Origin of the sequence: Lysobacter koreensis (assembly GCF_042677045.1) — a bacterium.
GTDB classification, from domain to species: domain Bacteria; phylum Pseudomonadota; class Gammaproteobacteria; order Xanthomonadales; family Xanthomonadaceae; genus Lysobacter_K; species Lysobacter_K koreensis.
The window spans coordinates 1-25,958 of the sequence record NZ_JBHTIH010000006.1; the positions used below are offsets into that span (position 1 = coordinate 1).

The following is a 25,958-nucleotide window of genomic DNA, read 5'->3' on the forward strand; positions in this document are numbered from 1 at the left end:
CTCGCCACCGAAACGCTCGGCGCCCACCTTCGTCAGCGCTGCCGTCAGCGTGGTCTTGCCGTGGTCGACGTGGCCGATGGTGCCCACGTTCACGTGCGGCTTGGTGCGCTCGAATTTACCCTTGGCCATGACTGTCGCTTCTCGTTTTTGGACGGATGGTGGTGGCGATGACTTGCGAATGTGGTGCTCACGAAAGGAATCGAACCTTCGACCTCCTCCTTACCAAGGAGGTGCTCTACCGACTGAGCTACGTGAGCGGATTGTTCCCAACAGGTTTCAGCAGCGGCGATTCAATGGAGCGGAAGGCGGGAATCGAACCCGCGTAATCAGTTTGGAAAACTGATGTTCTACCATTGAACTACTCCCGCGCCGAAACCACCGTGCTGGGCCTTGCGCCGGTGGCTGGTAGGGCCGCCGGTACTGCGTGACGCACTTGCCTGATCAACTTACCTGACCAGCTTGCTTGATCGACCAGTGTAGAAGATTTCGCTTCTCAACTGGTGGAGGGAGGTGGATTCGAACCACCGAAGGCGTAAGCCAGCAGATTTACAGTCTGCCCCCGTTGGCCGCTTGGGTATCCCTCCAAAGAGCCCGCAATTTTGGCGGCCCCGTGGATGGATGTCAACGCATTCTGAACCCGGATTCGTACTTTGTTGCGCTACGACCGCGGCGATGCTTCGCCGGGCGGGCTTCGACCCGCCTCCCGGAATGGCGATGGCAGGTTGAAACCCGCCCTACACGTTGAACAGGAAGTGCAGGATGTCGCCTTCCTTGACCAGGTAGTCCTTGCCTTCCTTGCGCAGGCGGCCGGCGTCGCGCGCGCCCGCCTCGCCCTTGTACTGGATGAAATCGTCGTAGCCGACGGTCTCGGCGCGGATGAAGCCCTTCTCGAAATCGGTGTGGATCACCCCGGCCGCCTGCGGCGCGGTCGAGCCGGCCTTCACCGTCCAGGCTCGTACTTCCTTAACGCCGGCAGTGAAGTAGGTCTGCAGGCCCAGCAGCTTGTAGGCGGCGCGGATCACCCGGTTCAGGCCGGGTTCGTCGAGCCCCAGGTCGGCCAGGAAGGCGTCGCGGTCGGCATCCTCGAGCTGGCTGAGCTCTTCCTCGATCGCGGCCGAGACCGGCACGACCTCGGCACCCTCGCCCGCCGCGCGGGCACGCACGGCGTCCAGGTGCGGGTTGTTCTCGAAGCCGTCCTCCAGCACGTTGGCGACGTACATCACCGGCTTCAGGGTCAGCAGGAACAGGTCGCGGACCGCCAGCCGGTCGTCCTCGGACAGGCCCAGCGCGCGCGCCGGCTTGCCCGAATCCAGCCCGGCGCGGACCCGGCCGAGCACCTCGGCGCGGACCTTGGCGTCCTTGTCGCCGGTCTTGGCCGAGCGCTCGGCCCGCTGCAGGGCGCGCTCGACCGAGTCCAGGTCGGCCAGCGCCAGCTCGGTATCGATGGTCTCGATATCGGCGATCGGGTCGACCTTGTTGTTGACGTGGATGACGTCGGGGTTCTCGAAGCAGCGCACCACGTGGGTGATCGCGTCGACCTCGCGGATGTGCGACAGGAACTTGTTGCCCAGGCCCTCGCCGCTGGCGGCGCCGGCCACCAGGCCGGCGATGTCGACGAACTCGACCGCGGTCGGGATCAGCTTCTGCGGGTTGACGATCCCGGCCAGCGCGTTCAGGCGCGGGTCCGGCACCGGCACCACGCCGACGTTGGGCTCGATCGTGCAGAACGGGAAGTTGGCCGCGGCGATGCCGGCCTTGGTCAGGGCATTGAAGAGGGTCGACTTGCCGACGTTGGGCAGGCCGACGATGCCGCATTTGATGCCCATGACGCTGTACTCGCTGTGGTGCGACACCGGCAGCTGCCGGCGTCGTGGAAATGTGTGCCTTCGACCGGAGGGAATCGATAGGCGTCAGGCGCGCGGCGTGTGCAGCCGCTTCATCGCCTCGTTGATGTCACCCGTGACCGCCAGCGGCAGCACGTCGAGCGCGTCGTCGATGGCGCGCAGGATCGCCGCCTCGTCGTCGCGGCCCGGACGGCCCAGCACCCACGGGGTGACCTTGTCCTTGTGGCCCGGGTGGCCAATACCCACCCGCAGCCTATGGAATTGCCCATGCCCGAGCAGGCGCATGCTGTCGCGCAGGCCGTTCTGGCCGCCATGGCCGCCGTCGAACTTGAGCCGCGCGGTGCCTGGCGGCAGGTCGAGCTCGTCGTGCGCCAGCAGCGCCTCGTCCGGCTCGATCTTCCAGTAGCGCATCGCGGCGGTGACCGACTTGCCCGACAGGTTCATGAACGTGGCCGGCTTCAGCAGCCAGACCGGGGTGCCTGCGATCTCGACCTTGGCGGTCTCGCCGAACAGCTTGGATTCCAGGCCGAAACGCCCGCCCAGCTTTTCCGCGAGGGCGTCCACAAACCAGAACCCGGCGTTGTGCCGGGTCCGGGCGTGCTCGGGACCGGGATTCCCCAGCCCGACGATAAGGCGCAAACCCGCCATCGATGACAGTGCCAAGCGGCGCGGACGTGCCGGGACGCCTGCACGGGCAGGCATCCCGACCCGACGCGATTACTTGGCGTCGTCCTTCTTGGCGGCCTTGGCGGCCGGCACTTCGGCCGTTTCGGCAGCGGCTTCGGTGGTTTCCTCGGCCTCGACGCGGCCGTGCTTGGCGATGACCACGGCCACGTCGTGTTCCTTGCCCAGCTTCAGCTCGGGCAGCTCGACACCCTTGGGCAGCTTCAGGTCCGACAGGTGGACGATGTCGCCGACCGCCAGCGTGGCCAGGTCGATCTCGATGAACTCCGGCAGGTCGGCCGGCAGGCAGCTGACACTGACCTCGTTGAGCTCGTGCAGCACGACCACGTCGGCGGCCTTGCCGGCCGGCGAGCTGTCCTGGTTCAGGAAGTGCAGCGGCACCTTGGCCCGCAGCGCCTGGTTGGCGTCCACGCGCAGGAAGTCCAGGTGCATGATGATCTGCTTGTACGGGTGGCGCTGCATGTCACGCAGCAGCACGCTCTCGACCTTGCCGTCGACGTCGAGGCTGAGGATCGACGAGTAGAACCACTCGTTCTGGCTGGCCAGCCAGATCTTCTCGTGGTCGAGCTGGATCGGCTTCGGCGCGGCGCTGCCGCCGTAGACGATGGCCGGGATGCTGGCGGCATGGCGCAGGCGGCGGCTCGCACCCTTCCCCTCGACATTGCGGCCAGTGGCCTTGATGGTGTGTTCGGACATTTCGTGTACTCACTTTGCTTGCAGGATCCGCCTCGCGGCGGTGGAAACGCTCATCCGCGACCAGATGAGCGGGTTGCGTCGCCGGACGGATCCGGCGACGCGGGTTTGGGTGCGCTCAGTCGACGTAGAGCGAGCTGACCGATTCGCCGAAGGCGATGCGGCGGATGGTCTCGGCCAGCAACTCGGCGACCGAGAGCTGACGGATCTTGCCGCACGCCCGCGCCGCCTCGGTCAGCGGGATTGTGTCGGTCACCACCAGCTCGTCGAGCGAGGACTTGCTGACGTTGTCGATCGCCGCGCCCGACAGCACCGGGTGGGTGCAGTAGGCGACGACCTTGAGCGCGCCGCGCGCCTTGAGGGCAGCGGCAGCGGCGCACAGGGTGCCGGCGGTGTCGACAATGTCGTCGACCAGCACGCAGATCTTGCCCTCGACGTCGCCGATGATGTTCATCACCGTCGACACGTTGGCGCGCGGGCGGCGCTTGTCGATGATCGCCAGGTCGGCGTCGTCGAGGCGCTTGGCGATCGCCCGGGCGCGCACCACGCCGCCCACGTCGGGCGAAACCACGATCAGGTTGTCGGTGCCATGCGCGCGCCAGATGTCGGCCAGCAGCAGCGGCGAGGCATAGACGTTATCGACCGGCATGTCGAAAAAGCCTTGGATCTGGTCGGCGTGCAGGTCGACCGTCAACACCCGGTCGGTGCCGACCGCGCTGAACATCTTGGCCGCGACCTTGGCCGTGATCGGCACCCGCGAGGAACGCGGGCGGCGATCCTGGCGGGCGTAGCCGAAGTACGGCACCACCGCGGTCACGCTGCTGACCGAGGCGCGCTTGAGCGCGTCCACCAGCACCAGCAGCTCCACCAGGTTCTCGGCACTCGGCGCGCAGGTCGACTGGATCACGAACACTTCCTGCCGGCGCACGTTCTCCTCGATCTCGACCTGCACCTCGCCGTCGGAGAAGGTGCCGACCAGCGCCTTGCCCAGGCGGATGCCGAGCTCCTTGCACACCGCCTGCGCGAGCGGGCGGTTGGCATTGCCGCTGAACACCAGCAGGCTGCGATCGTTCTTCACTTGCCTATCTCCGCTTCGCTCTGACCGTGGCGGAAGTTCGTACCCGATCCGGCCCACGAAGCCCGACCAAGCCTTGCATCACACAGGAACACGACAACCGATTTTTGGCAGGGGCGGTAGGATTCGAACCTACGAATGCCAGGATCAAAACCTGGTGCCTTGGGCCTCTTGGCGACGCCCCTGCGGAACAACCTGTGTTTCGAGCGCGTCGTGCAGCGGTGACCGCGCGACGCCGGCCGCGACCCAGGCGGTGAAGCCCGGGGGCAACTCCGCCAGCGCCGCTTCGGCCGATTCGCGGCTCGCGAACTCGACGAAACAGCCGCTGCCGGACCCGGTCAGGCGCGCCGAACCGATCCGCGACAACACCGCCAACGCCGCCTCGACGGCGGGTTCGCGCGCGCGCAATACCGGCTCGAAAGCATTCCCGAGCGGTTTACCCGAAACGAAGTCGGCCATTGTCGCGGGCGCGGCATCGCGCGTCAATTCAGGGGACTGGAACAAAACCGCGGTCGGGGCCGGCACGCCGGGGTCGCCCAGCACGTACCAGGCGGGCGGCAGGTCGACCGGCGCGAGGCGCTCGCCGACCCCTTCGGCCCAGGCGTTGCGGCCGCGGACGAAGACCGGCACGTCGGCGCCGAGCTGCAGCCCCAACTCCGCGAGCCGATCCACATCGAGTCCGGCCTCCCACAAGGCATTGAGCGCCACCAGCACGGTGGCCGCATCGGACGAGCCGCCACCAAAGCCTCCACCAAGCGGGATCGACTTTTCGACGACGATATCGACACCTTTCGCGCATTTAGCTGCTGATTGCAACAAATACGCCGCGCGAACCGTCAGGTCGTCGGCCTCGGCCACGCCCGGCGCCGAGGCGCCGTGGCGGACGATCCGGCCGTCGTCGCGCAGCCGCAGGCGGACGCTGTCGCCCCAGTCGAGCAGCCGGAACACGGTCTGCAACTGGTGGTAACCGTCGGGCCGGCGGCCGGTGATGCGCAGGAACAGGTTCAGCTTGGCCGGGGCGGGCCAGCGGGTCCATTCCTTGAGGGGGTTGGGATCGGTCATACCAGTGGGGGCCGAGCTCGGCGGGTGCTCGCGGCAGCAGCCGCGGGAGGGCGATGAACGCAATCGCGCGCTAGGGCTCGCCCGGATTCCATGCATCGACGATCAGGCGCACCCGGGCGTCGCCGCGGCGCGCGTCCAGGCGCGCGGGCAGCGCCTGCGCGTCGGCGCTGGCCGCGCCCGCGGCTGCGTCCGGCCAGCGGTAGTCGATTTCCCAGCCGCCCTGGGCGAGGCGGGCGAGGCGGCCGTCGGCGCCGTAGCTGACCACGGCCGGGCCCAGCCCGTCGGCGCGCACGCCACGAACCCACTCGGCCAGCGCCGCCACCGGAATGTCCCAGCCGGTCGCCGCGCGCAGCAGCTCGCCGGCATCGGCGCCCTCGCGCGGGCCGCCGTCGATGCCTTCCAGCCGCGCGCCGGCCGCATCGCCGGCCAGGCGCCAGCTCTGGCGGGTGACAGGCGCACTCAGCGAAACCTCATAACGCGGGCCCACCTGCTGCCAGTCGATGCGGCCGCTGCCGCCGTTGCGCCCGTTCGACACCGCGATCCGGCCCGCGAGCGACCAGTCGGGCTCGCCACGCAGCGCGGCTTCGCGCGCCAGCTGGCGCGCCTGCGCGGCGGCGACCTCGGCCGCCGGCAGGCTGGTTCGGATCGGCTGGGTGGTCGCGCAGGTGGCGAGCAGCGCGACCGTGGCCGCGACCAGCAACGCGCGCGACGCCGCCGCGATGCGCCGCGTCATGCGCCGGTCTTCGCCAGCGCGCGCTTGAGGGCGCGGCTTTCGGGGTCGAGCTTGCGCGCTTCCTCGAAGTACTTGCGCGCCTCGTCGGTCCGGCGCAGCGCCCATAGCACCTCGCCCAAGTGCGCGGCGATCTCGGCGTCCTTCTGCAGGGTGAAGGCGCGGCGCAGTTCGACCAGCGCTTCCTCGTTGCGGCCCAGGCGGTAGAGCACCCAGCCGTGGCTGTCGATGATCGCGGCGTTGTCGGGCTCGGCGGTACGCGCCCGGTCGATCAGCTCCAGCGCTTCCTGGTAGCGGGTGGTGCGGTCGGCGAGCGTGTAGCCCAGTGCGTTCAATGCGGCGACACTGTCGGGCTCGGCGACCAGGATCCGGCGCAGGTCGGCCTCGGCGCGCGGGATGTCGTCGCGGCGCTCATAGCTCAGGGCGCGCGCGTAAAGGATCTCGGGCTCGTCGGGAAACGCGGCCAGGCCGCGGGCGAACGCGTCGAGCTCGCCGGCGGGATTCTTGTCCTTCTCGCGCAACGCCGCCTCGAGCAGGTAGGCGTCGCGGCGCGCGTCCTCGTGCACGGCGGCGTCGGCCTGCAGGTCGGTCAGCGACTTGTAGGCTTCCGCGCCGCGGCCGAGTTCGTGCAGCACGTTGGCGCCGCGCAGCAGCGCCGGCCAGCGCTGCGGGCCGCCGGGGACGCCGCGGTACCACGCCAGCGCCTCCTCGTTGCGTTCCAGGAACTCGGCGACCTGGCCCAGCAGCAGGCGTCGCTGCGGATCGGGCTTGGCGGCGGTGCGGCCGAGTTCCTCGTAGAGCTTGGCCAGCGCGGCATTGTCCTTGGCGCGCGCCAGCAACGAGGCGCGCAGCGCGTAGCTCTGCTCGTCCTGCGGGCCGCGCGCGAGCGTGGCCGCGGCGCTGGCGAGGTCGCCGAGCTGGTCGTACTCGCTGGCGATCGCCAGCCGCAATTCGGCGTTGCCGTCGGCCTGCGCGGCAACGCTGGCTAGCACCGCGCGCGCCTCATCGGGCTTGTCGGCCTCGCGCAGCTGGCTGGCGCGAAGCAGCGCCACGCGCGGCTCGCCGGGAAAACGGCGCACGACTTCGCTGACGATGCGCTCGGCCAGCACCGGCTGGTCGAGCCGCTGGGCCAGGCCGCCAAAGGCCAGCCAGGCCTGCAGCCGGGTCGGAATGAGGTTGCGGTCGACCAGGTGCTCGAGCAGGCGCGCGGCCTGCTGCGGGTCGCGCGCGCCGGCGCCGATCACGCCCAGCGCCTGGCGCCAGCCGTCGTCGCCGGGCGCGCGCAGCAGCGCGGCCAGGTGCGTGCGGGCGGCGCGGTCGTCGCCGCGGCGCAGGGCCAGGGTGGCCTCGGCGGCGAGCAGCGATTGCGCGTCGGCGCCGGGGCGGGTCTTGGCCAGCGAGCGCCACAGGTCGAGCGCGGCGCGGGCGCGGACGTCGTCCTTGGCCAGCAGCGCGATCCGGGTCGCGCGCTCGGCCAGCGCGGCATCGTTGGCGGCGCGGGCGGCGTCGAGATAGGCCTTGGCCGCCTCGTCCAGCTTGCCGGCCTGCAGCGCGAATTCGCCGGCCAGCAGCGGCTCCAGCGAGCGGCCGGTGGGGTCGTCCGCGGGCGGCGGATTCGCAGCCTCCGCGGGCGTAGCCAGCAGCGCTAGCAGCAACGCGGCGGCGAGGAACATGCGCAGGAGGTGGTGGACAGCTGGTGGCATCGAGTCGGGGAACCTAGTCAGCAACGCAGGCATTTATTGCCTCGAAGCCGGGGCCGGTAGAATGTCGGCCCTCGGCAGCCAGCAGCTTATCGCAAGCGCCTGAACGGAAATTGCCCCACCCGTGAGCCTGTTCGTCCTCGGCATCAATCACCAGACCGCGCCGGTCAGCCTGCGCGAGCGCGTGGCGTTCTCGGCGCAGGCGGTGCCGGCCGCGCTGGCCGCGCTGCGCGCGTTGCCGCCGGTGCGCGAGGTCGCACTGCTGTCGACCTGCAACCGCACCGAGCTGTACGCGGTCGCCGACGACGACGGCCGCGCGCTGGGCGACTGGCTGGCCACGCATCCCGATGACCTTGGCGACCTGCACGCGTATCTATACCGGCACACCGACGCCGACGCGGTGCGGCACCTGTTCCGGGTCGCCACCGGGCTGGATTCGCTGGTGCTCGGCGAGCCGCAGATCCTCGGCCAGGTAAAGGACGCCTGGGCCTCGGCGCGCGCCGCCGGCAGCCTCGGCAGCCAGCTCGACCGCCTGTTCCAGCACGCCTTCAGCACCGCCAAGCGCGCGCGCACCGACACCCGGATCGGTGCCAACCCGGTGTCGGTGGCGTCGGCGGCGGTACGCCTGGCGCAAGAGTCCTTTGCGCGGCTCGAGGATTCGACCGTGCTGCTGGTCGGCGCTGGCGAGACCATCGAGCTGGCCGCGCGGCATCTGGTGCAGGCCCGCACCAAGCGGCTGCTGGTCGCCAACCGCACTCTCGCGCACGCGCAGGACCTGGCCAGCCGCCACGGCGGGGTCGCGCTGCCGCTGACCGAACTCGACCGCCACCTGGGCGAGGCCGACATCGTGATCTGCGCCACCGCCAGCCGCGAACCGGTGGTGCTCAAGCAGCACGTCGCCGCGGCGCTGGCCACGCGCAAGCACCGGCCGATGCTGCTGCTCGACCTCGCCGTGCCGCGCGATGTCGCCGCGGACGTGGCACAGCTGCGCGACGTGTTTCTGTACACCGTCGACGACCTCGAGCGCACGATCGAAGACAACCGCCGCAGCCGGCGCGAGGCCGCGACCGAGGCCGAGGCGATCGTCGAGCTGCAGGTGGCGCGCTTCGTCGAGACGCTGGCCGCGAGCACCCGCACCGAGCCGCTCAAGCGCCTGCGCGCGCACGGCGAGGCGGCGCGCGCCGAGGTGCTGGCGAAGGCGAAGCTGCAACTGGCCGCGGGCGAGCAGCCCGACGCGGTGCTGGATTTCCTCGCCCACACTCTGACCAACCGCTTGCTGCACGCGCCGACGGTCGCGTTGCGCGAGGCGGCGCTGACCGGCAACGGCGAACTGGCGCGGGCGGCCGACAAGCTGTTTCCTGCCACTGACCCGGCCGCCGACGACACCACTTAGCACGGCTAGCGACGCTGGCGTGCTTGGTGTCCCGAACTCAGCAAGGGACATGTTTTGCTCTCGGTTCCTCCGTCAAAAAAAAGCAGGTCCCTCGCTACGCTCGGGATGACTGCGTTCGGGCGAATCGACGCAGCAACCCCCCCCCGAATTCCCCAAACCTCTAGTTTCGACGTCCCCCATGACCCCTACCCTGCGCCGCAAGCTCGAAGCCCTCGCCGAACGCCGCGAGGAACTCGAGCGCCTGCTCGGCGACCCGACGGTGATCGCCGACAACGACCAGTTCCGCAAGCTGTCGCGCGAATTCGCCCAGCTCGAACCGGTCGCCACCGCGCTGGCCGACGAAGCCGCCGCCAAGGCCGACCTTGCCGCCGCCGAGGCGATGCGCGGCGACCCGGAGCTGCGCGAACTGGCCGACGAGGAGATCGCCGCGGCCACCGCGCGCCTGGCCCAGCTTGACGTCGAACTGCTCGCGCACCTGATCCCGAAGGACGCGCGCGACGACGGCGACATCTACCTGGAAGTGCGCGCCGGCACCGGCGGCGACGAGGCGGCGATCTTCGCCGGCGACCTGTTCCGGATGTACTCGCGCTACGCCGAGCGCCAGGGCTGGAAGGTCGAGATCGAGTCGGCCAGCCAGGGCGAGCACGGCGGCTTCAAGGAAGTCATCGCCCGGATCGAGGGCCGCGGCGCGTACTCGCAGCTGAAGTTCGAATCGGGCACCCACCGCGTCCAGCGCGTGCCGGAGACCGAGTCGCAGGGCCGCATCCACACCTCGGCGGCAACCGTGGCGATCATCCCGGTCGAAGCCGAGGGAGAGCCCATAGAGATCAACGCCGCCGACCTGCGCGTCGACACGTTCCGTTCCTCCGGCGCCGGCGGCCAGCACGTCAACAAGACCGACTCGGCGATCCGCATCACCCACCTGCCCAGCGGCGTGGTGGTCGAAAGCCAGACCGAGCGCAGCCAGCACGCCAACCGCGACAAGGCGATGAAGCGGCTCAAGGCGATGCTGCTCGACGCTCAGGTCACCAAGGCCGCCGCGGCCCAGGCCGAGACCCGCAAGCTGCAGGTCGGCAGCGGCGACCGCAGCCAGCGCATCCGCACCTACAACTTCCCACAGGGCCGGATCACCGACCACCGCGTCGAGGGGCTGACCTTGTACGACCTGCCGAACGTGCTGACCGGCGCGCTCGACGACCTGGTCGCGCGACTGCAGCAGGAGCACCAGGCCGACGAGCTGGCGCGGTTGACGCAGGGCGCTTGAGCAGGATCGCGTGCGGGCCTGCCGCGCGGGAGCGATCTGCTCGTCGGACACCCGCTCTTGTAGATCCGAGCCCGCTCGGAGCGCTTCTTGGAGGTTTTAGGAGCGATCCGAGCAGGCTCGGATCTACAGAGACCATGACATCACCGCCTTCGCGGTTGCGCACAAACCATGGGGCCAAGATCAGTAAGCTTGCCGCCATGACCCTTTCCATCCGCCGCGCCACCGCCGCCGACCTCGACACGCTCGCCCCGCTGTTCGACCGCTACCGCCAGTTCTACGGCCAGCACGGCGACAGCGCCGCTTCGCACGCGTTCATCGCGCAACGGCTGCAGCGCGACGAATCGGTGGTGCTGCTGGCGCAGCTCGATGGCGCGGCGGCGGGGTTCACCCAGTTGTATCCGTCGTTCTCGTCGGTGCGCGCCGCGCGGGTGTGGGTGTTGAACGACCTGTACGTCGACGATTCGGCGCGGCGGCGCGGGGTGGCGCAGGCGCTGCTCGCGGCGGCGGCGGAATTCGCGCGCGGCGACGGCGCACTCCGGCTGGTGCTGGAAACCAATCCCGACAACCACGCCGCACAGGCGTTGTACGAATCCCGCGGCTGGCAGCGCTACGACGACACGCTGCGCTACCTGCTGCCGCTAGCCGCCGGCTGACGCGGTGGTGCACCAGTCCAACACCCGCCACCCAGCCCGGCTCGCGGTCGAACGCGAGCCCGGCAACGCACTGGCGTGGATCGTGCTGGCCGAACACGAACTCGATGCCGGCGACGCACGCGCCGGCGAAGCCGCGGCGCGGCAAGCGCTGGTGCTGCGCCCCGGCCATCCGGAAGCGTTGGCCCGCCTCGGGCGCGCGCAATGGATGCTCGGCCGCCGCGAGGACGCGGTCGCGAGCCTGCGCGGCGCGGCCGCGAACGCGCCCGACCACCCGGGCATCGCGGTCTGGCTCGGGCACGCGCTCGAGGACAGCGGCGAGGCCGAAGCCGCCGCCGAGGCCTACGCGCGCGCCTACGCGCTGGCGCCGCAGGAACCGCAACTGGCCGCGTACCTGCTGGCGTGGCGGCGCAAGCTGTGCGACTGGCGCGACCTCGATGCGCTGGCCGCGCAGGTGCGCGGCGCGGTGCGCGACGGCCGCGCCGCGGTCGAGCCGTTCGCGTTCCTCAGCGAGGACGCGAGCGCGGCCGAACAACTGCAATGCGCGCGGTTGCGTGCGGCGGAAGTGGCGCGCGCGGTGCAGCAGGGCCAATCCCCCCCAGCCCGCCTTTTGCAACGGGGGGAGCACCCGCTGCGGGTCGGATTCCTGTCCAACGGTTTTGGCGCGCACCCGACCGGCTTGCTGACCGTGGCGTTGTTCGAGGCGTTGCGCACGCAAGCGGATATCGAAGTCCACCTGTTCGCGCTCAACCGCGACGACGGCAGCCCGATCCGCCAGCGCCTGCACGCGGCGGCGCACGCCCTCCACGACGTCGCCGCGCAGCCCCACGCCCAGGTCGCCGCGCGCATCCGCGACGCCGGCATCGACGTGCTGTTCGACCTGCGCGGCTGGGGCGGGGGCGGCGCGCCGGAAGTGCTGGCGCTGCGCCCGGCGCCGGTGCAGGTCAACTGGCTCGCGTATCCGGGCACCTCGGGCGCGCCGTGGATCGACTACGTGCTGGCCGACCGCTTCGTGCTGCCCGAATCCTTGGCTGCGCACTTCAGCGAGACCGTGGCCTGGCTGCCGCGCTGCTTCCAGCCGTCGGACACCAGCCGCGCGATTGCGCCGACACCCACCCGCGCGGAGTGCGCCCTGCCCGAGCGCACCGCCGAGGGCGCCGGTGTGGTGTATTGCTGCTTCAACAACAGCTACAAGCTCAACCCGCACAGCATGTCCCGCGCACTGGCGGTGCTGCGCGAAGTGCCCGGCAGCGTGCTGTGGTTGCTGTCGGGGCCGGGTCAGGCCGATGCGCGGTTGCGCGCGTTCGCGCAGGCGCAGGCCGTCGACCCGCAGCGGCTGGTGTTCATGGCCAAGCAACCGCACCTGCACTACCTCGCCCGCCTGCAGCTGGCCGACCTGTTCCTCGACACGCAGCCGTACAACGCCCACACCACCGCCTCCGATGCGTTGTGGGCCGGCTGCCCGGTGCTGACGCGGCCGGGCGATACGTTTGCCGCGCGCGTCGCCGGCAGCCTCAACCACCACCTCGGCATGGGCGCGATGAACGTCGACGACGATGCCGCGTTCGTCGCGCGCGCGGTCGCACTGGGGCGCGACCCGCACGCACTGGCCGCCGTTCGCGCGGAGCTGGCGCAGCGCCGCGAGGACAGCGGGCTGTTCGACATGGACGGGTTCGCCGCGGATTTCGCCGGTGTGGTGCAACGCATGGCGCGGCTGTTGTAGGGCGCGGCCGTTGTAGGCGGTTTTCAACCCGCCATCCCGCCCCACCAGATAGCGAGGAATCGCCGCCCCGGATCGACATCCCATATTCCGGGAAACCTTGCATGGCGACGGCGGGTTGAAACCCGCCCTACACTGCCGGCATGACCGCCGACCGCGATTTCATTCCTTTGAACCTGTGCGTGCTCACCGTGTCGGATTCGCGCACGCTGGCCGATGACAGCTCCGGCGACTACCTCGCCGCCGCGCTGGTCGAAGCCGGCCATGCGCTGGCCGAACGCGCGTTGCTGCCCGACGACCGCTACCAGCTGCGCGCGATCGTGTCGCGCTGGATTGCCGATCCCGCGATCGACGGCGTGCTGGTCACCGGCGGCACCGGCTTCACCGGCCGCGACTCCACGCCCGAAGCCTTGCAGCCGCTGCTCGACAAGCTGATGCCCGGCTTCGGCGAACTGTTCCGCGCGCTCAGCTTCGACGAGATCGGCACCTCGACCCTGCAATCGCGCGCGTTCGCCGGGCTGGCCAATGGCACGTTCGTGTTCGCGCTGCCGGGCTCGACCTCGGCCTGCCGCACCGCGTGGGAGAAGATCATCCACGCCCAGCTCGATGCCCGCACGCGGCCGTGCAACCTGGCCACGTTGCGTCCCCGCCTGAAGGAATGACCGGAGTGCTCGACATGCCGCTTGCCACCACCCTGCGCCTGCTCGCCAAGGCCCGCGGCATGAGCACCGCCGACATCGCCACCGCAATTCCCCGCGCCGGCGTCGCCACCGTCAGCGCCTGGCTGCAGGGCGAGAAGCTGCCGGGCAAGGACCAGCTCGACGCGCTCGCGCGCACCTTCGGCGTGCCCGCCGGGGCGTTGCTCGCCGAACTGGCCAGCACCTTCGACCCGGCGCGCAGCCAGGGCGAGCACGACCTGCTGGCCGCCTATCGCGCGCTCAATGCCAAGCAGCAGGGGGCGCTGCTCGAAGTCGCCTCGGGCATGGCCGGCACCAAGCGCACGCCGGCACGCAAGGCCAAGCCATGAGCAAGCTCAAGCGCAAGGAGTACGAAGCGCTGCTCGAACCGCTGCAGCTGGAACTGGCGGCGATGGCGCGCTGGCTCAAGCACACCGGCAAGCGCGCGGTGGTGCTGCTCGAAGGGCGCGACACCGCGGGCAAGGGCGGCGCGATCGAGGCGATCGCCGCGCACCTCAACCCGCGCCAATGCCACGTCGTTGCGCTGCCCAAGCCCAGCGAGCGCGAAGCGGCGCAGTGGTACTTCCAGCGTTACGTGCCGCACCTGCCGGCCGCCGGCGAGATCGCCCTGTTCGACCGCAGCTGGTACAACCGCGCCGGCGTCGAGCAGGTGATGGGCTTCGCCGACGCCGCGCAGGTCAAGGCGTTCCTCAAGCAGGCGCCGACGTTCGAGCAGCTGCTGGTCGACGACGGCATCGTGCTGTTCAAGTACTGGCTGTGCTGCGACCAGGCCGAGCAGGAGGCGCGCTTCGCCGAACGCCTGGCCGACCCGCTCAAGCGCTGGAAGCTGTCGCCGATCGATCTCGAGGCGCGCAAGAAATATGCGCAGTACACCAGTGCACGCGAAGCGATGCTCAAGGCCACCCACACCCCGCACGCGCCGTGGACGCTGGTCGACTTCAACGACCAGAAGCGCGGGCGCCTGACCCTGATCCGCGACCTGCTCGACCGCCTGCCCGACACCCACGTGCCGCTGGTGCCGCTCGAGTTCGCGCCGCTGCCGGGCAAGCCGCGCCGCGAACGCTACGGCGTGCTCCAGCCGATCCCGGCCTACGACGGCGAGTAGTGCCGCCAAGGGTCGCGGCGGCCGCGGCGGCAAGCAGCCGCCCGTGCCACCAGGCCCGCCGCACGGGCACCGCGGCACCGATTCACAAAACCCGTATGAGCCCGATGCGATGCTCGATCCAGGCACCCCCGCCCGATCGACTCGGCCTCTGCTGGATGGCGACCCGCAAGACCCTGCTGCGCGCGTGGCTCCGCGCCACCCGTTCGACCACCCGCCGCTCCGCCCGCCGCGTGGCCCGGCGTGGTGCCCTCGCCAGTGAGCCGCCGTTGCGCGCGCAGCTGTTCAGCGCCGAGCAGATGGAGCGCCACGGCAAGGCGCTCGCGCGCGCGCACCGGGTCAGCACCGCGCCGGCGCCGGACCTGCTGCTGCAGCGTCTGGGTGAGAACCAGCAGGTGCTCGACGACGTCTGCAGCCTGCTCAACGAGGCCGCCCATGCCAACCGTCGGCTGACCCCGGCCGGCGAGTGGCTGCTCGACAACATCTACCTGATCGAGGAGCAGATCTCGATCGCGCGCCGGCATCTGCCCAAGGGCTACAGCCGCGAATTGCCCCGCCTGACCCATGGCGCGTCGCGCGACCTGCCGCGGGTCTACGACATCGCTCTCAACGCGATCTCGCACGGCGATGGCCGGGTGGATGCGGACAGCCTGGCGCGCTTCGTCGCGGCCTACCAGAGCGTGACCCCGCTCAAGCTCGGCGAACTGTGGGCGATCCCGATCATGCTGCGGCTGGCGCTGATCGAGAACCTGCGCCGGGTCAGCGCGCGGATCCTCGCCGACCGCACCGACCGCAACCTCGCCGACCTGTGGGCCGACCGCCTGACCGAAGTGGCCGAGTCCGACCCCAAGAACCTGGTGCTGGCGGTGGCCGACATGGCGCGCTCGCAGCCGCCGGTGGCCAGCTCGTTCGTGGCCGAACTGGCGCGCCGCCTGCAGGGCCAGAGCTCGGCGTTGTCGCTGCCACTGACCTGGGTCGAGCAGTGGCTGGCCGACAGCGACCAGACCATCGAGCAGATGGTGCAGACCGAGAACCAGCAGCAGGCCGCCGACCAGGTCTCGGTCAGCAACTCGATCGGCAGCCTGCGCTTCCTGGCGATGATGGACTGGCGCGAGTTCGTCGAGACGATGAGCGTGGTCGAGCACGCGCTGCGCGAAGACCCCAACGGCACCTACGGGCTGATGGACTTCGCCACCCGCGACCGCTACCGCCACGTCGCCGAACAGATCGCGCGGCGCGGCGGGCTGCTCGAAGTGGATGTCGCGCACAAGGCGCTGGAGCTGGCCCGCCAGCGCGCGGCCCAGGGCGACCCCAACGACGTCGCCGCGCACGTGGGCTACTACCTGGTCGACGACGGCCGGCGCGAGCTCGAAGTGGCGCTGGCGCCGCGCCACGGCGTCAACGCCGCGGTGCGCAAGACCGCGCGGCGGGTGCCGCTGCTGGCGTACACGCTGCCGATCGCGCTGATCGTCGCGATCTTCACCCACGGGCTGGTGGTCGCCGCGGCGCCGGCCTGGCTTGGCCCGGCCTGGCCGTGGCTGGTCGGCGTGCTGTGCGTGATCGCGTTCAGCGAGCTGGGCGTGGCGGCGGTCAACTGGGCCACGACCCTTCTGGCCACGCCGCGCGCACTGCCGCGGCTGGATTACTCCGAAGGCATCCCGGCTTCAGCGCGCACGCTGGTGGTGGTGCCGACGATGTTCGGCAGCGAAGCGGCGTTGCGCGACCTGGTCGAAGCGCTGGAGGTGCGCTTCCTGGCCAACCGCGACCGCAACCTGCGCTTCGCACTGCTCACCGACTTCTTCGATGCCGACGCGGCCGAACTGCCCGGCGATGCGGCGCTGCTGGTCGCGGCGCGCCGCGAGATCGAGGCACTGAACCTGCGCCATGCCAATGGCAGCGGCGACATCTTCTTCCTGTTCCAGCGGCCGCGGCTGTGGAACCCGCGCGAAGGCACCTGGATGGGTCACGAACGCAAGCGCGGCAAGCTGGCCGCGCTCAACGCGCTGCTCCGCACGGGTGCGCGCGACGCGTTCTCGCTAATCGTCGGCGACACCGACGCGCTGGCCGGGGTGCGCTACGTCATCACCCTGGACACCGACACCCAGCTGCCGCGCGATGCCGCCCGGCAGCTGGTCGGCACCCTCGCCCACCCGCTCAACCGCGCCCAGTTCGACCCGGTGCGGGGCGTGGTCACCCGCGGCTACGGCATCCTGCAGCCGCGCGTGGGCATCGCGATGAGCGGCCAGGCGCGCTCGTGGTACGCGCGCCTGTACGGCAGCGAGCCGGGCATCGATCCGTACACGCGTGCGGTGTCGGACGTCTACCAGGACCTGTTCAGCGAAGGCTCGTTCGTCGGCAAGGGCATCTACGACGTCGAGGCGTTCGAGTGCGCGCTCGAGGGCCGCATGCCGGCCGACAGCATCCTCAGCCACGACCTGCTCGAGGGCTGCTACGCGCGCGCCGGACTCGTCAGCGACGTGCAGCTGTACGAGGACTACCCGTCGCGCTACGCGGTCGACGTCAAGCGCCGGCACCGCTGGATCCGCGGCGACTGGCAGCTGCTGCCGTGGATCTGGCCGTGGGTGCGGCGCACCGACGTGCGCGGCGAACGCAACCCGTTGTCGCTGCTGTCGCGCGGCAAGCTGGTCGACAACCTGCGCCGCTCGCTGGTACCGGCGGCGATCACCGCGTTGCTGGTGCTGGGCTGGTTGTTCGCGCCGGCGCCGCTGGCGTGGACGGCGTGGGTGCTGGCGATCGCGGTGGTGCCGCCGCTGCTGGCCTCGATGATCGACCTGGCCAGCCGCCCGCCCGACCTGCCGCTGCGTGCGCACCTGCACCAGGCGATGGCCGCGGTGCTGCGCAACTTCGCGCGCGTGCCACTGGCGCTCGCGTGCCTGCCGTACGAGGCGTACTTCAGCCTGGATGCGATTGCGCGCACGTTGTGGCGGATGGGCGTGTCGCGCCGGCGCCTGCTGCAGTGGAGCCCGTCCAGCGAGGTCGAGCGCACGCTCGGCGACGGCGCGCTGGCGGCGTTGCGGACGATGTGGTTCGGGCCGGCGTTCGCGCTGGCCAGCGCCGCGGCGATCGCCTTCGTGCAGCCCGCCGCGCTGCCGGTCGCCGCGCCGGTGCTGGCGTTGTGGGCGCTGTCGCCGTGGCTGATGTGGTGGCTCGGGCGCCCGCGCCAGCGCGCCGGGGTGCCGCTGTCCCTGACGCAGACCAAGTTCCTGCGCCGCCTCGCGCGCCGCACCTGGGCGTTCTTCGACACCCACGTCACCGCCGCCGACCACTGGCTGCCGCCGGACAACGTGCAGGAGCACCCGACGCTGGTGGTCGCGCGCCGCACCTCGCCGACCAACATCGGCCTGGCGCTGCTCGCCGACCTGGCCGCGTACGACTTCGGCTACGTCCCGGTCGGCGAGCTGATGACCCGCTGCCGCAACACCCTGCACACGCTGGAGTCCTTGCCGCGCCACCGCGGCCACTTCTACAACTGGTACGACACCGAAACCCTGCAGCCGCTGCCGCCGCGCTACGTGTCCACGGTCGACAGCGGCAACCTCGCCGGCCACCTGCTGACGCTGCGGCAGGGGCTGCTGGCCTTGCCCGATGCGCCGCTGCTGTCGCCGGCGACCTGGGCCGGGTTGGCCGACACTCTGGCGGTGCTGGTCGAAGCGCACGGCGACGCGAGCGGCGGCGGCCAGGCAGCGCACGCCGCGGTGGCGCAGTTCCAGGACGCCCTCGACGACGCCGGCACTGCCGCGCCGACCAGCCTGCGCGATGCGGCCCAGCTGCTGGCGAGGCTGCGCAGCCTCGCCCGCGACCTGCAGCAACCCGCGCCCGATGCCGACCCCGCGGCGACCGACGACGAAGCGCGGTTCTGGCAACGCGCGCTGCTGCGCCAATGCGAAAGCGTGCACGACGACCTGCTGTGGCTCGTGCCGTGGCTGGCGTCGTGGCTGGATGCGCCCAGCGATGGCGACGGCGTGCCCGCTTCCGTGCAACCGATCCCGACCCTGCGCGAACTCGCGCGCGGCGTCGCCGCGTCCGCGTCCGGGCCGCACGACCCCGACGACGAACGCGCGCACGCCGTCGCCGTCGCCGCCACGCGCGCGCAGGCGCGGATCGCCGAACTCGAGCGCCTCGCGCACGTCGCCAGCCAGTGCGCGCAGCATCAGTACGGCTTCCTCTACGATTCGGCGCGGCACCTGCTCGCGATCGGCTACAACGTCGATGAGCAGCGCCGCGACCCGGGCTACTACGACCTGCTCGCCTCCGAGGCGAGGCTGTGCAGCTTCGTCACCATCGCCCAGGGCCAGCTGCCGCAGGAGACCTGGTTCGCGCTGGGCCGGCTGCTGACCGAGATCGACGGCGACGCCACGCTGCTGTCGTGGTCGGGCTCGATGTTCGAGTACCTGATGCCGCAACTGGTGATGCCCAGCTTCGAGGGCACCCTGCTCGACCAGACCGCGCGCAACTGCGTCGACCGCCAGATCGAATACGGCCGCCAGCGCGACGTGCCCTGGGGCATTTCAGAGTCCGGCTACAACCTGGTCGACACCCGCATGAACTACCAGTACCGCGCGTTCGGCGTGCCGGGGCTGGGCCTGAAGCGTGGCCTGGCGCAGGATCTGGTGATCGCGCCGTACGCGAGCATGATGGCGCTGATGGTCGCGCCCGAGGCCGCGTGCGAGAACCTGCAGCGACTCACCGCCGAGGGCTTCGCCGGCCGCTTCGGCCTGTTCGAGGCGATCGACTACACCGCCGCGCGCTTGCCGCGCGGGCAGAGCCACGCGGTGATCCGCTCGTTCATGGTCCACCACCAGGGCATGGGCCTGCTGTCGCTGGCCTACCTGCTGTGCGACCAGCCGATGCAGAAGCGCTTCGTCGCCGACCCCGAGTTCCAGGCGACCTTGCTGCTGCTGCAGGAGCGCATCCCGCGCACCGGCGTGTTCCACCCGCACGCGGCCGAGGTCGCCGGCGCCAGTCCGCTGTCGGAAGTCGCCGAGACCCGGCTGCGCGTGTTCCGCGGCACCGACATGGCGCGCCCGGCGGTGCAGATCCTCTCCAACGGCCGCTACCACCTCATGGTCAGCAGCGCCGGCGGCGGCTACAGCCGCGTGCACGACATGGCGGTCACGCGCTGGCGCGAGGACGGCACGCGCGACCACTGGGGCAGCTTCTGCTACCTGCGCGACGTCGACAGCGGCCAGTTCTGGTCGACCACCCACCAGCCGTGCACGGTCGCGGTCGAAGGCTACGAGGCGATCTTCTCCGACGCCAAGGCCGAGTTCCGCGGCCGCCACCTGGGCTTCGATACCCACACCGAGATCGCGGTGTCGCCCGAGGACGACATCGAGCTGCGCCGGCTGCGCATCACCAACCGCACGCGCGAGCCGCGCGCGATCGAGATCACCAGCTACGCCGAGGTGGTGCTGGCGCCGGCGATCTCCGACGAGCTGCACCCGGCCTTCAGCAACCTGTTCGTGCAGACCGAACTGGTGCCGATGAAGCAGGCGATCGTCTGCACCCGGCGCGCGCGCGGCCACGACGAGAGCCCGCCGTGGATGTTCCACCTGGTGGCGGTGCACGGCGCCGACATCGACGCGATCTCGTACGAAACCGATCGCGCGCGCTTCGTCGGCCGCGGCCACAGCCTGCAGCGACCGCGCGCGCTGACCGGCACCGATGCGTTGTCCAACACCGACGGCTCGGTGCTCGATCCGATCGTCGCGATCCGCAGCCGCATCACCCTGGCGCCGGGCCAGACCGCGACCGTCGACATGGTCACCGGCGTCGGCGGCACGCGCGACGCCTGCGCCGGCCTGATCGAGAAGTACCGCGACCGGCGCCTGGCCGACCGCGTGTTCGACCTGGCCTGGACCCACAGTCAGGTCGTGCGCCGCCAGATCAACGCCAGCCAGGCCGATGCGCAGTTGTACGAGCGCCTGGCCGGGCTGGTGCTGTACGCGAACCCGGTGCTGCGCGCCGAACCGGCGGTGCTGCTGCAGAACCGCCGCGGCCAGTCGGGGCTGTGGGGCCAGGCGATCTCCGGCGACCTGCCGGTGGTGCTGGTGCAGATCGCCGACGCGGACAACATCGAGCTGGTGCGGCAGCTGGTGCAGGCGCACGCGTACTGGCGGCTCAAGGGCCTGGCAGTCGACCTGGTGATCTGGAACGAGGACCAGGCCGGCTACCGCCAGCAGCTGCAGGACCAGATCATGGGCCTGATCGCGGCGGGCGTGGAGGCGCACGTGATCGACCGCCCCGGCGGCATCTTCGTGCGCCCGACCCAGCAGATCTCGCAGGAGGATCGGATCCTAATCCAGTCGGTGGCGCGGGTGATCCTCAGCGATGCGCGCGGCAGTCTGGCCGAGCAGGTCGGTAGACGCCCGCCCGTCGTGCCAGCGATGTCGCTGCTGCTGCCGGCGCCGGTGCAGCCCGACCTGCTCGACGAGGCGCCGGCGCCCGACACGACCGCTGCGGACGCGCACGCGCGCGGCGCACCGGCGGCGGCTGTGCTCGACCCGTGGCCGTTCGATGCGGTCGCCGACACCCGCCTCCTCGGCAACGGCCTCGGCGGCTTCTCGCCCGACGGCCGCGAGTACGTGATCGACCTCGCCGACGGCCAGACCACGCCGGCGCCGTGGTCGAACGTGCTGGCCAACGCGCAGTTCGGCTGCGTCGTCAGCGAGAGCGCGCCGGGCTATACCTGGGGCGAGAACGCGCACGAGTTCCGGCTCACGCCGTGGCACAACGACCCGGTCGGCGACGCGTGCGGGGAGGCGTTCTACCTGCGCGACGAGGACAGCGGCCGGGTCTGGTCGCCGATGCCGCTGCCGTGCCGCGGCGAAGGCCCGTACCGCACCCGCCACGGCTTCGGCTACAGCGTCTACGAGCACGTCGAGGACGGCATCGCCAGCGAGCTGTGGGTGTACGTCGCGCTCGAGGACGCGGTGAAGTTCAGCGTGCTCAAGCTGCACAACCGCAGCGGGCGGCCGCGGCGGCTGAGCGCGACCGGCTACGTCGAGTGGATCCTTGGCGACCTGCACGCCAAGACCCAGATGCACGTGGTCACCGAGATCGACGGCGACAGCGGCGTGCTCACCGCGCGCAACGCCTACAACACCGAATTCGAGGGCCGGGTCGCGTTCTTCGACACCGACCCGGTCGCGCCCGGCGCGCCGGCGCGCAGCGTCACCGGCGACCGGGCCGAATTCCTCGGCCGCAACGGCCACCCGCAGCGGCCCGCCGCTATGGGGCGCGAGCGGCTGTCGGGCAAGCTCGGCCCGGGGCTGGACCCGTGCGCGGCGATCCAGGTGCCGCTGCAGCTCGATGCCGTGGAGGCCAGCGAGACCGTGTTCCGCCTCGGCCTCGGGCGTGACTGGGCCGATGCGGTCGCGCTGGCGCGGCGCACGCGTGGTGTGGATGCCGCCTACGACGCGCTCGACGCCGTGCGCATCTACTGGCTGCGCACCCTGGGCACGATCCAGGTGCAGACGCCCGATCCCAGCGTCGACGTGCTCGCCAACGGCTGGCTGCTGTACCAGACGATCGGCTGCCGCTTCCTCGCGCGCAGCGGCTACTACCAGTCCAGCGGCGCCTATGGCTTCCGCGACCAGTTGCAGGACACCATGGCGATGGTCCACGCCGAGCCGCAGCGCGCACGCGCGCACCTGCTGCTCAGCGCCGCGCACCAGTTCCCGCAGGGCGACGTGCTGCACTGGTGGCACCCGCCACTGGACCGCGGCGTGCGCACGCGCTGCTCCGACGACTACCTGTGGCTGCCGCTGGCGGCCTGCCGCTACATCGGCGCGACCGGCGACGCCGGCGTACTCGACGAGGTCGTCCCGTACATCGAGGGCCGCCCTGTCAACGCCGACGAAGAGTCGTACTACGACCTGCCGCTGCGCTCGCTGCTGCGCGAGAACCTGTACGCGCACTGCGTGCGCTCGTTGCAGCGCGGGCTGGAACTGGTCGGCGAACGTGGCCTGCCGCTGATCGCGACCGGCGACTGGAACGACGGCATGAACCGCGTCGGCGAGCGCGGCCGCGGCGAGAGCGTGTGGCTGGGCTTCTTCCTGTTCGACGTGCTCAACCGCTTCAGCGGCGTCGCCCGCGCGCGCGGCGACGCCGGCTTCGCCGACCACTGCCTGGACGCGGCGGAGACACTGCGCGGCAACCTCGAACTGCACGCCTGGGACGGCGCCTGGTACCGGCGTGCGTGGTTCGACAACGGCGCGCCGTTGGGATCCACCGCCAGCGACGAATGCCGGATCGATTCGATCGCGCAGAGCTGGTCGGTGCTGTCCGGCGCCGGCGACCCCGAGCGCACGCGCCAGGCGATGGCCTCGCTTGACCGCTATCTGGTCCGCCGCGACGCCGGCCTGGTGCAGTTGCTCGACCCGCCGTTCGACCAGACCGCGCAGGACCCGGGCTACATCCGAGGCTACGTGCCCGGCGTGCGCGAGAACGGCGGCCAATACACGCATGCGGCGATCTGGGCGACGATGGCGTTCGCGCACCTGGGCGACAGCGCGCGCGCGTGGGAACTGCTGCGCATGATCAACCCGGTGCACCACGGCGACAGCCCCGAGGCCGTGGCGACCTACAAGGTCGAACCCTACGTGGTCGCCGCCGACGTGTACGCGGTGCCGCCGCACGTCGGCCGCGGCGGCTGGACCTGGTACACCGGCTCGGCCGGCTGGATGTACCGGCTGGTGGTCGAGTCGCTATTGGGCCTGCAGCGCGAAGGCGACCGCCTGCGCCTGGCGCCGTGCATCCCGCACGACTGGCCCGAGTACTCGCTGCGCTACCGCTACCGCGACAGCGTGTACCGGATCCGCGTGCGGCAGCTGCCGCCGGGCGGGCAGTCGCGGCTCACGGTCGACGGCATCGAGCAGGACGGCTTGGTGATCCCGCTGCAGGACGACTACGCCGAGCATGTGGTCGAGGCGTGGGTGGCGCCGCGCGCCGGATAGCGGCGCAATCTGCGTGCGACGCGAAGTGCCAACCCGATGTGCAGCGCCATGCCGGGCAGTTGGAGGCGAGGCCGGCGCATGCGTGAAATCCGACCCACGTCCACTGGCGTTCGAGCGGAACTCACTCGCCGCCGAGCCGAAATCACTCGCGCGCGAGTGAAATTCACTCGCGGCCGAGCCCGAAATCACTCGCGAGCGAGGAAAATTCACTCGCCGCCAAGCCGGAATCACTTGCGCGCGAGTGAAGTTCACTCAACGCCGAGCCCGAATCACTTGCGGGCGAGTGAAATTCACGCAACGCCGAGCCGGAATCACTTACGCGCGAGTGAAATTCACTCAACGTCGAGCCGGAATCACTCGCGCTCCAGCAGCCATCGAGCTTTAGGGTCAGGAGAAAGTCGAACCTGACCCCGTTTCGGTTGACCCCGTTTCGGTTTCTGGTGGTGAAAAGCACTCCGCGTGCACGCGCAAATCACGGCCGAACATAAACCATGCCGAGGCCTGCTTCGCTGGCGCCGCCGGCGGATCATCAGCGTTAAGTGTCGAAGCGAAGGAATCCAGAAATGCACCATATCCAACGTGGCACCGGCCGCAAGCTTCTGCTCGTCCACGGTCTGGGCGGAAGTTGGCGGTCATGGAGCACCATCCTGGATGCGTTGAGCATCGACCGAACCGTCATCGCGATTGACCTGCCCGGACATGGTGCCTCGCCGGTTGAGCATGACAGCGGAGCGTTTTTCGGTCTGGTGGGAAGTGTCGAGCGCTACATCGCAGACAATGATTTGGTGGGGATCGATCTCGTCGGCAGTTCGATGGGCGCGCGAATCGTGCTTGAACTCGCTCGACGCGGCAACGTGGGAAATGTTGTCGCACTTGATCCGGGCGGCTTCTGGCGGGGGTGGGAGCGAACGTTTTTCCGGACCACCATCGGGATTTCAGGGCGACTGCTGCGGGCAATCCGGCCCGGACTGCCAATGCTGAGCCGGAACGCGGCGACGCGCACCGTATTGCTGGCGCAGCTCTCCTCGCACCCCTGGGCGCTCGACCCTAAGGTGGTCGCGACCGAGTTGACGGGCCTGAGCACCACATCGACATTCGATGCCCTGGTCCGCGATCTTGCCACCGGACCGGAGCAGGCCGGTCCTGCCGCCGACCCCGCTCGGCGAATCGTGATTGGATGGGGCCGGAATGACCGTCTGTGCCTTCCAAGACAGGCGGCGCGGGCCCAGTTGGCTTTTCCTTCCGCGGTCCTGCATTGGTTCGAAGCCAGCGGGCACTTTCCCATGTGGGATATGCCGGAGGAGACGGTCGCCGTCATTCTTGCCGCGACGCGATGACGGTCCTGTATGGGGTCAGAGAACAATACCGTTTGAATCCGCCGCAGAGTGGGCCGGCCGGCCCGGCGGGCGCAAACGCAAGAAAGAGAAACAGGGGTCAGGTTCGTTTTTTCTGCCTGGAACTTGCCCACTCCGGACTGATCCCTTTCGAACCAAGGTACCGCCTTCAATCGATGCTGAAGCCGACGTGGGCCTCGCCGGCATCGGCTTCGAATCGCTCCAGCTCCTCCACGCGCGCCAGCGGCGGGCCGATGCGCAGCCAGGCGGCCAGCTCGTCGATCGCGGCGTCATCGCCGACCGCGAGCACTTCCACGCGGCCGTCGGCGAGGTTGCGGGCATGGCCGCGCAGGCCCAGCGCCTGCGCCTGGTCGCGGGCCGAGGCGCGAAACCACACGCCCTGCACCTTGCCGCCGACCAGGAACCGTGCCGCGCTCACGGCGCCACCTTCCCGGCCGCGATCGCCGCCTCGATCTCGCGCGCGGTCACCGGGCCGAGGAACTTCTTCGCGACCGTGCCATCGGGCGCGATCAGGTAGGTGGTCGGCAGGCCGCGCGGCGTGTCGAAGTCCTTCGGCGGGTCGTAGGTGTCGACGATCGCGATCGGGTACACCACCGGGTGTTTCTTCAGGAACGCGCGCATGTCGGCCGGCTCGATGTCCTCGTAGGCCAGACCGACGACCTCGATGTTCTCGCGCATCGCATCGAGCGCGGACAGCTCCGGCATCTCCTTCAGGCACGGCGCGCACCAGGTCGCCCAGAAGTTGAGCACCACCCACTTGCCGCGGTGCGCGGACAGCTCGTACGGCGTGCCGTCGAGGGTGGCGATGCGCAGCGCGGGGATCACCGGCGTGGCGCGTGCGGCGTCCGGCGACGGGGTTGGCGAGGTTTTCGTTGGCCGGGTGGCCGGCGCGGCGGTCGTGGGCGCCGGCCCGGCGGCGGGCTTTTGCTCGCCCGGCGGCGCCGGCTTGCAGGCCGCCAGCAGCAGCGCGATCGACAACAACAGCACGGGTGAGGCGGAAGACGGCATCG

The 25,958-nt window shown here is 70.5% G+C and carries 19 protein-coding genes and 4 tRNA genes; 9 read left to right on the forward strand and 14 right to left on the reverse strand.

Annotation, left to right across the window (positions count from 1 at the left end; all coding sequences use genetic code 11):
• The 12 genes from ACFQZQ_RS11410 to ACFQZQ_RS11465 form a co-directional block, all read right to left on the reverse strand.
• The coding region (locus ACFQZQ_RS11410; protein ID WP_240734204.1) for a GTP-binding protein at positions 1 to 129 on the reverse strand (129 nt) is incomplete at its 3' end.
• Between the two features lie 52 nt (positions 130 to 181).
• A tRNA-Thr gene (locus ACFQZQ_RS11415) sits at positions 182 to 257 on the reverse strand.
• Between the two features lie 37 nt (positions 258 to 294).
• Positions 295 to 368: transfer RNA gene (locus ACFQZQ_RS11420), tRNA-Gly, on the reverse strand.
• A gap of 130 nt (positions 369 to 498) precedes the next feature.
• A tRNA-Tyr gene (locus tag ACFQZQ_RS11425) sits at positions 499 to 584 on the reverse strand.
• A gap of 150 nt (positions 585 to 734) precedes the next feature.
• Positions 735 to 1,826 carry a redox-regulated ATPase YchF gene (gene ychF / locus ACFQZQ_RS11430; RefSeq protein WP_386813044.1) on the reverse strand — a complete coding sequence of 364 codons (1,092 nt, stop codon included), beginning with the start codon at positions 1,824 to 1,826 and terminating at the stop codon, positions 735 to 737.
• Between the two features lie 84 nt (positions 1,827 to 1,910).
• A complete protein-coding gene (gene pth / locus ACFQZQ_RS11435) occupies positions 1,911 to 2,492 on the reverse strand; it encodes an aminoacyl-tRNA hydrolase (protein WP_386812929.1) in 582 nt (193 codons plus the stop codon).
• Between the two features lie 69 nt (positions 2,493 to 2,561).
• The gene (locus ACFQZQ_RS11440; RefSeq protein ID WP_386812930.1) at positions 2,562 to 3,224 is read right to left on the reverse strand and encodes a 50S ribosomal protein L25/general stress protein Ctc; all 663 of its coding nucleotides are present in this window, start codon (positions 3,222 to 3,224) and stop codon (positions 2,562 to 2,564) included.
• Positions 3,225 to 3,339: 115 nt separating this feature from the next.
• Positions 3,340 to 4,299, reverse strand: a complete 960-nt coding sequence (locus ACFQZQ_RS11445) for a ribose-phosphate diphosphokinase (RefSeq protein WP_386812931.1) — start codon at positions 4,297 to 4,299, stop codon at positions 3,340 to 3,342.
• 105 nt (positions 4,300 to 4,404) lie between these two features.
• A tRNA-Gln gene (locus ACFQZQ_RS11450) sits at positions 4,405 to 4,481 on the reverse strand.
• The gene (gene ispE, locus ACFQZQ_RS11455; protein WP_386812932.1) at positions 4,444 to 5,358 is read right to left on the reverse strand and encodes a 4-(cytidine 5'-diphospho)-2-C-methyl-D-erythritol kinase; all 915 of its coding nucleotides are present in this window, start codon (positions 5,356 to 5,358) and stop codon (positions 4,444 to 4,446) included. Before ispE ends, ACFQZQ_RS11450 begins: the two co-directional genes overlap by 38 nt.
• Before the next feature lie 70 nt (positions 5,359 to 5,428).
• Positions 5,429 to 6,091 carry a lipoprotein insertase outer membrane protein LolB gene (gene lolB / locus ACFQZQ_RS11460; RefSeq protein ID WP_386812933.1) on the reverse strand — a complete coding sequence of 221 codons (663 nt, stop codon included), beginning with the start codon at positions 6,089 to 6,091 and terminating at the stop codon, positions 5,429 to 5,431.
• Positions 6,088 to 7,791 (reverse strand): tetratricopeptide repeat protein, encoded by a 1,704-nt coding sequence (locus ACFQZQ_RS11465; protein ID WP_386812934.1) that lies wholly within the window; start codon positions 7,789 to 7,791, stop codon positions 6,088 to 6,090. Before ACFQZQ_RS11465 ends, lolB begins: the two co-directional genes overlap by 4 nt.
• Positions 7,792 to 7,912: 121 nt before the next feature.
• On the opposite strand from ACFQZQ_RS11465, the gene hemA reads away from it, so the two are divergent.
• The 9 genes from hemA to ACFQZQ_RS11510 all read left to right on the forward strand — a co-directional run bounded on the left by hemA (position 7,913) and on the right by ACFQZQ_RS11510 (position 24,930).
• A complete protein-coding gene (hemA, locus tag ACFQZQ_RS11470) occupies positions 7,913 to 9,181 on the forward strand; it encodes a glutamyl-tRNA reductase (protein WP_386812935.1) in 1,269 nt (422 codons plus the stop codon).
• A 178-nt stretch (positions 9,182 to 9,359) separates the two neighbouring features.
• Complete coding sequence (prfA, locus tag ACFQZQ_RS11475) at positions 9,360 to 10,445, forward strand: peptide chain release factor 1 (protein ID WP_386812936.1); 1,086 nt, start codon at positions 9,360 to 9,362, stop codon at positions 10,443 to 10,445.
• Between the two features lie 197 nt (positions 10,446 to 10,642).
• Complete coding sequence (locus ACFQZQ_RS11480; RefSeq protein WP_386812937.1) at positions 10,643 to 11,098, forward strand: GNAT family N-acetyltransferase; 456 nt, start codon at positions 10,643 to 10,645, stop codon at positions 11,096 to 11,098.
• Positions 11,099 to 11,105: 7 nt separating this feature from the next.
• Entirely contained in the window at positions 11,106 to 12,818 is a 1,713-nt protein-coding gene (locus tag ACFQZQ_RS11485; protein ID WP_386812938.1) for an O-linked N-acetylglucosamine transferase, SPINDLY family protein, read from the forward strand.
• 140 nt (positions 12,819 to 12,958) lie between these two features.
• On the forward strand, positions 12,959 to 13,477 hold the full coding sequence (moaB, locus tag ACFQZQ_RS11490; RefSeq protein WP_386812939.1) for a molybdenum cofactor biosynthesis protein B: 519 nt from the start codon (positions 12,959 to 12,961) through the stop codon (positions 13,475 to 13,477).
• A gap of 14 nt (positions 13,478 to 13,491) precedes the next feature.
• Complete coding sequence (locus tag ACFQZQ_RS11495; RefSeq protein ID WP_386812940.1) at positions 13,492 to 13,842, forward strand: helix-turn-helix domain-containing protein; 351 nt, start codon at positions 13,492 to 13,494, stop codon at positions 13,840 to 13,842.
• Positions 13,839 to 14,618: a polyphosphate kinase 2 gene (gene ppk2 / locus ACFQZQ_RS11500; protein ID WP_386812941.1), complete on the forward strand. Its 780-nt coding sequence runs from the start codon at positions 13,839 to 13,841 to the stop codon at positions 14,616 to 14,618. The genes ACFQZQ_RS11495 and ppk2 overlap by 4 nt, the downstream gene beginning before the upstream one ends.
• Before the next feature lie 155 nt (positions 14,619 to 14,773).
• Positions 14,774 to 23,593, forward strand: a complete 8,820-nt coding sequence (locus ACFQZQ_RS11505) for a GH36-type glycosyl hydrolase domain-containing protein (protein WP_386812942.1) — start codon at positions 14,774 to 14,776, stop codon at positions 23,591 to 23,593.
• A gap of 563 nt (positions 23,594 to 24,156) precedes the next feature.
• Positions 24,157 to 24,930, forward strand: a complete 774-nt coding sequence (locus ACFQZQ_RS11510) for an alpha/beta fold hydrolase (protein ID WP_386812943.1) — start codon at positions 24,157 to 24,159, stop codon at positions 24,928 to 24,930.
• A 166-nt stretch (positions 24,931 to 25,096) separates the two neighbouring features.
• On the opposite strand, the gene ACFQZQ_RS11515 is transcribed toward ACFQZQ_RS11510, so the two are convergent.
• Positions 25,097 to 25,366: an acylphosphatase gene (locus ACFQZQ_RS11515; protein ID WP_386812944.1), complete on the reverse strand. Its 270-nt coding sequence runs from the start codon at positions 25,364 to 25,366 to the stop codon at positions 25,097 to 25,099.
• Complete coding sequence (locus ACFQZQ_RS11520) at positions 25,363 to 25,956, reverse strand: TlpA family protein disulfide reductase (protein ID WP_386812945.1); 594 nt, start codon at positions 25,954 to 25,956, stop codon at positions 25,363 to 25,365. Before ACFQZQ_RS11520 ends, ACFQZQ_RS11515 begins: the two co-directional genes overlap by 4 nt.
• Between the last annotated feature and the right edge of the window lie 2 nt (positions 25,957 to 25,958).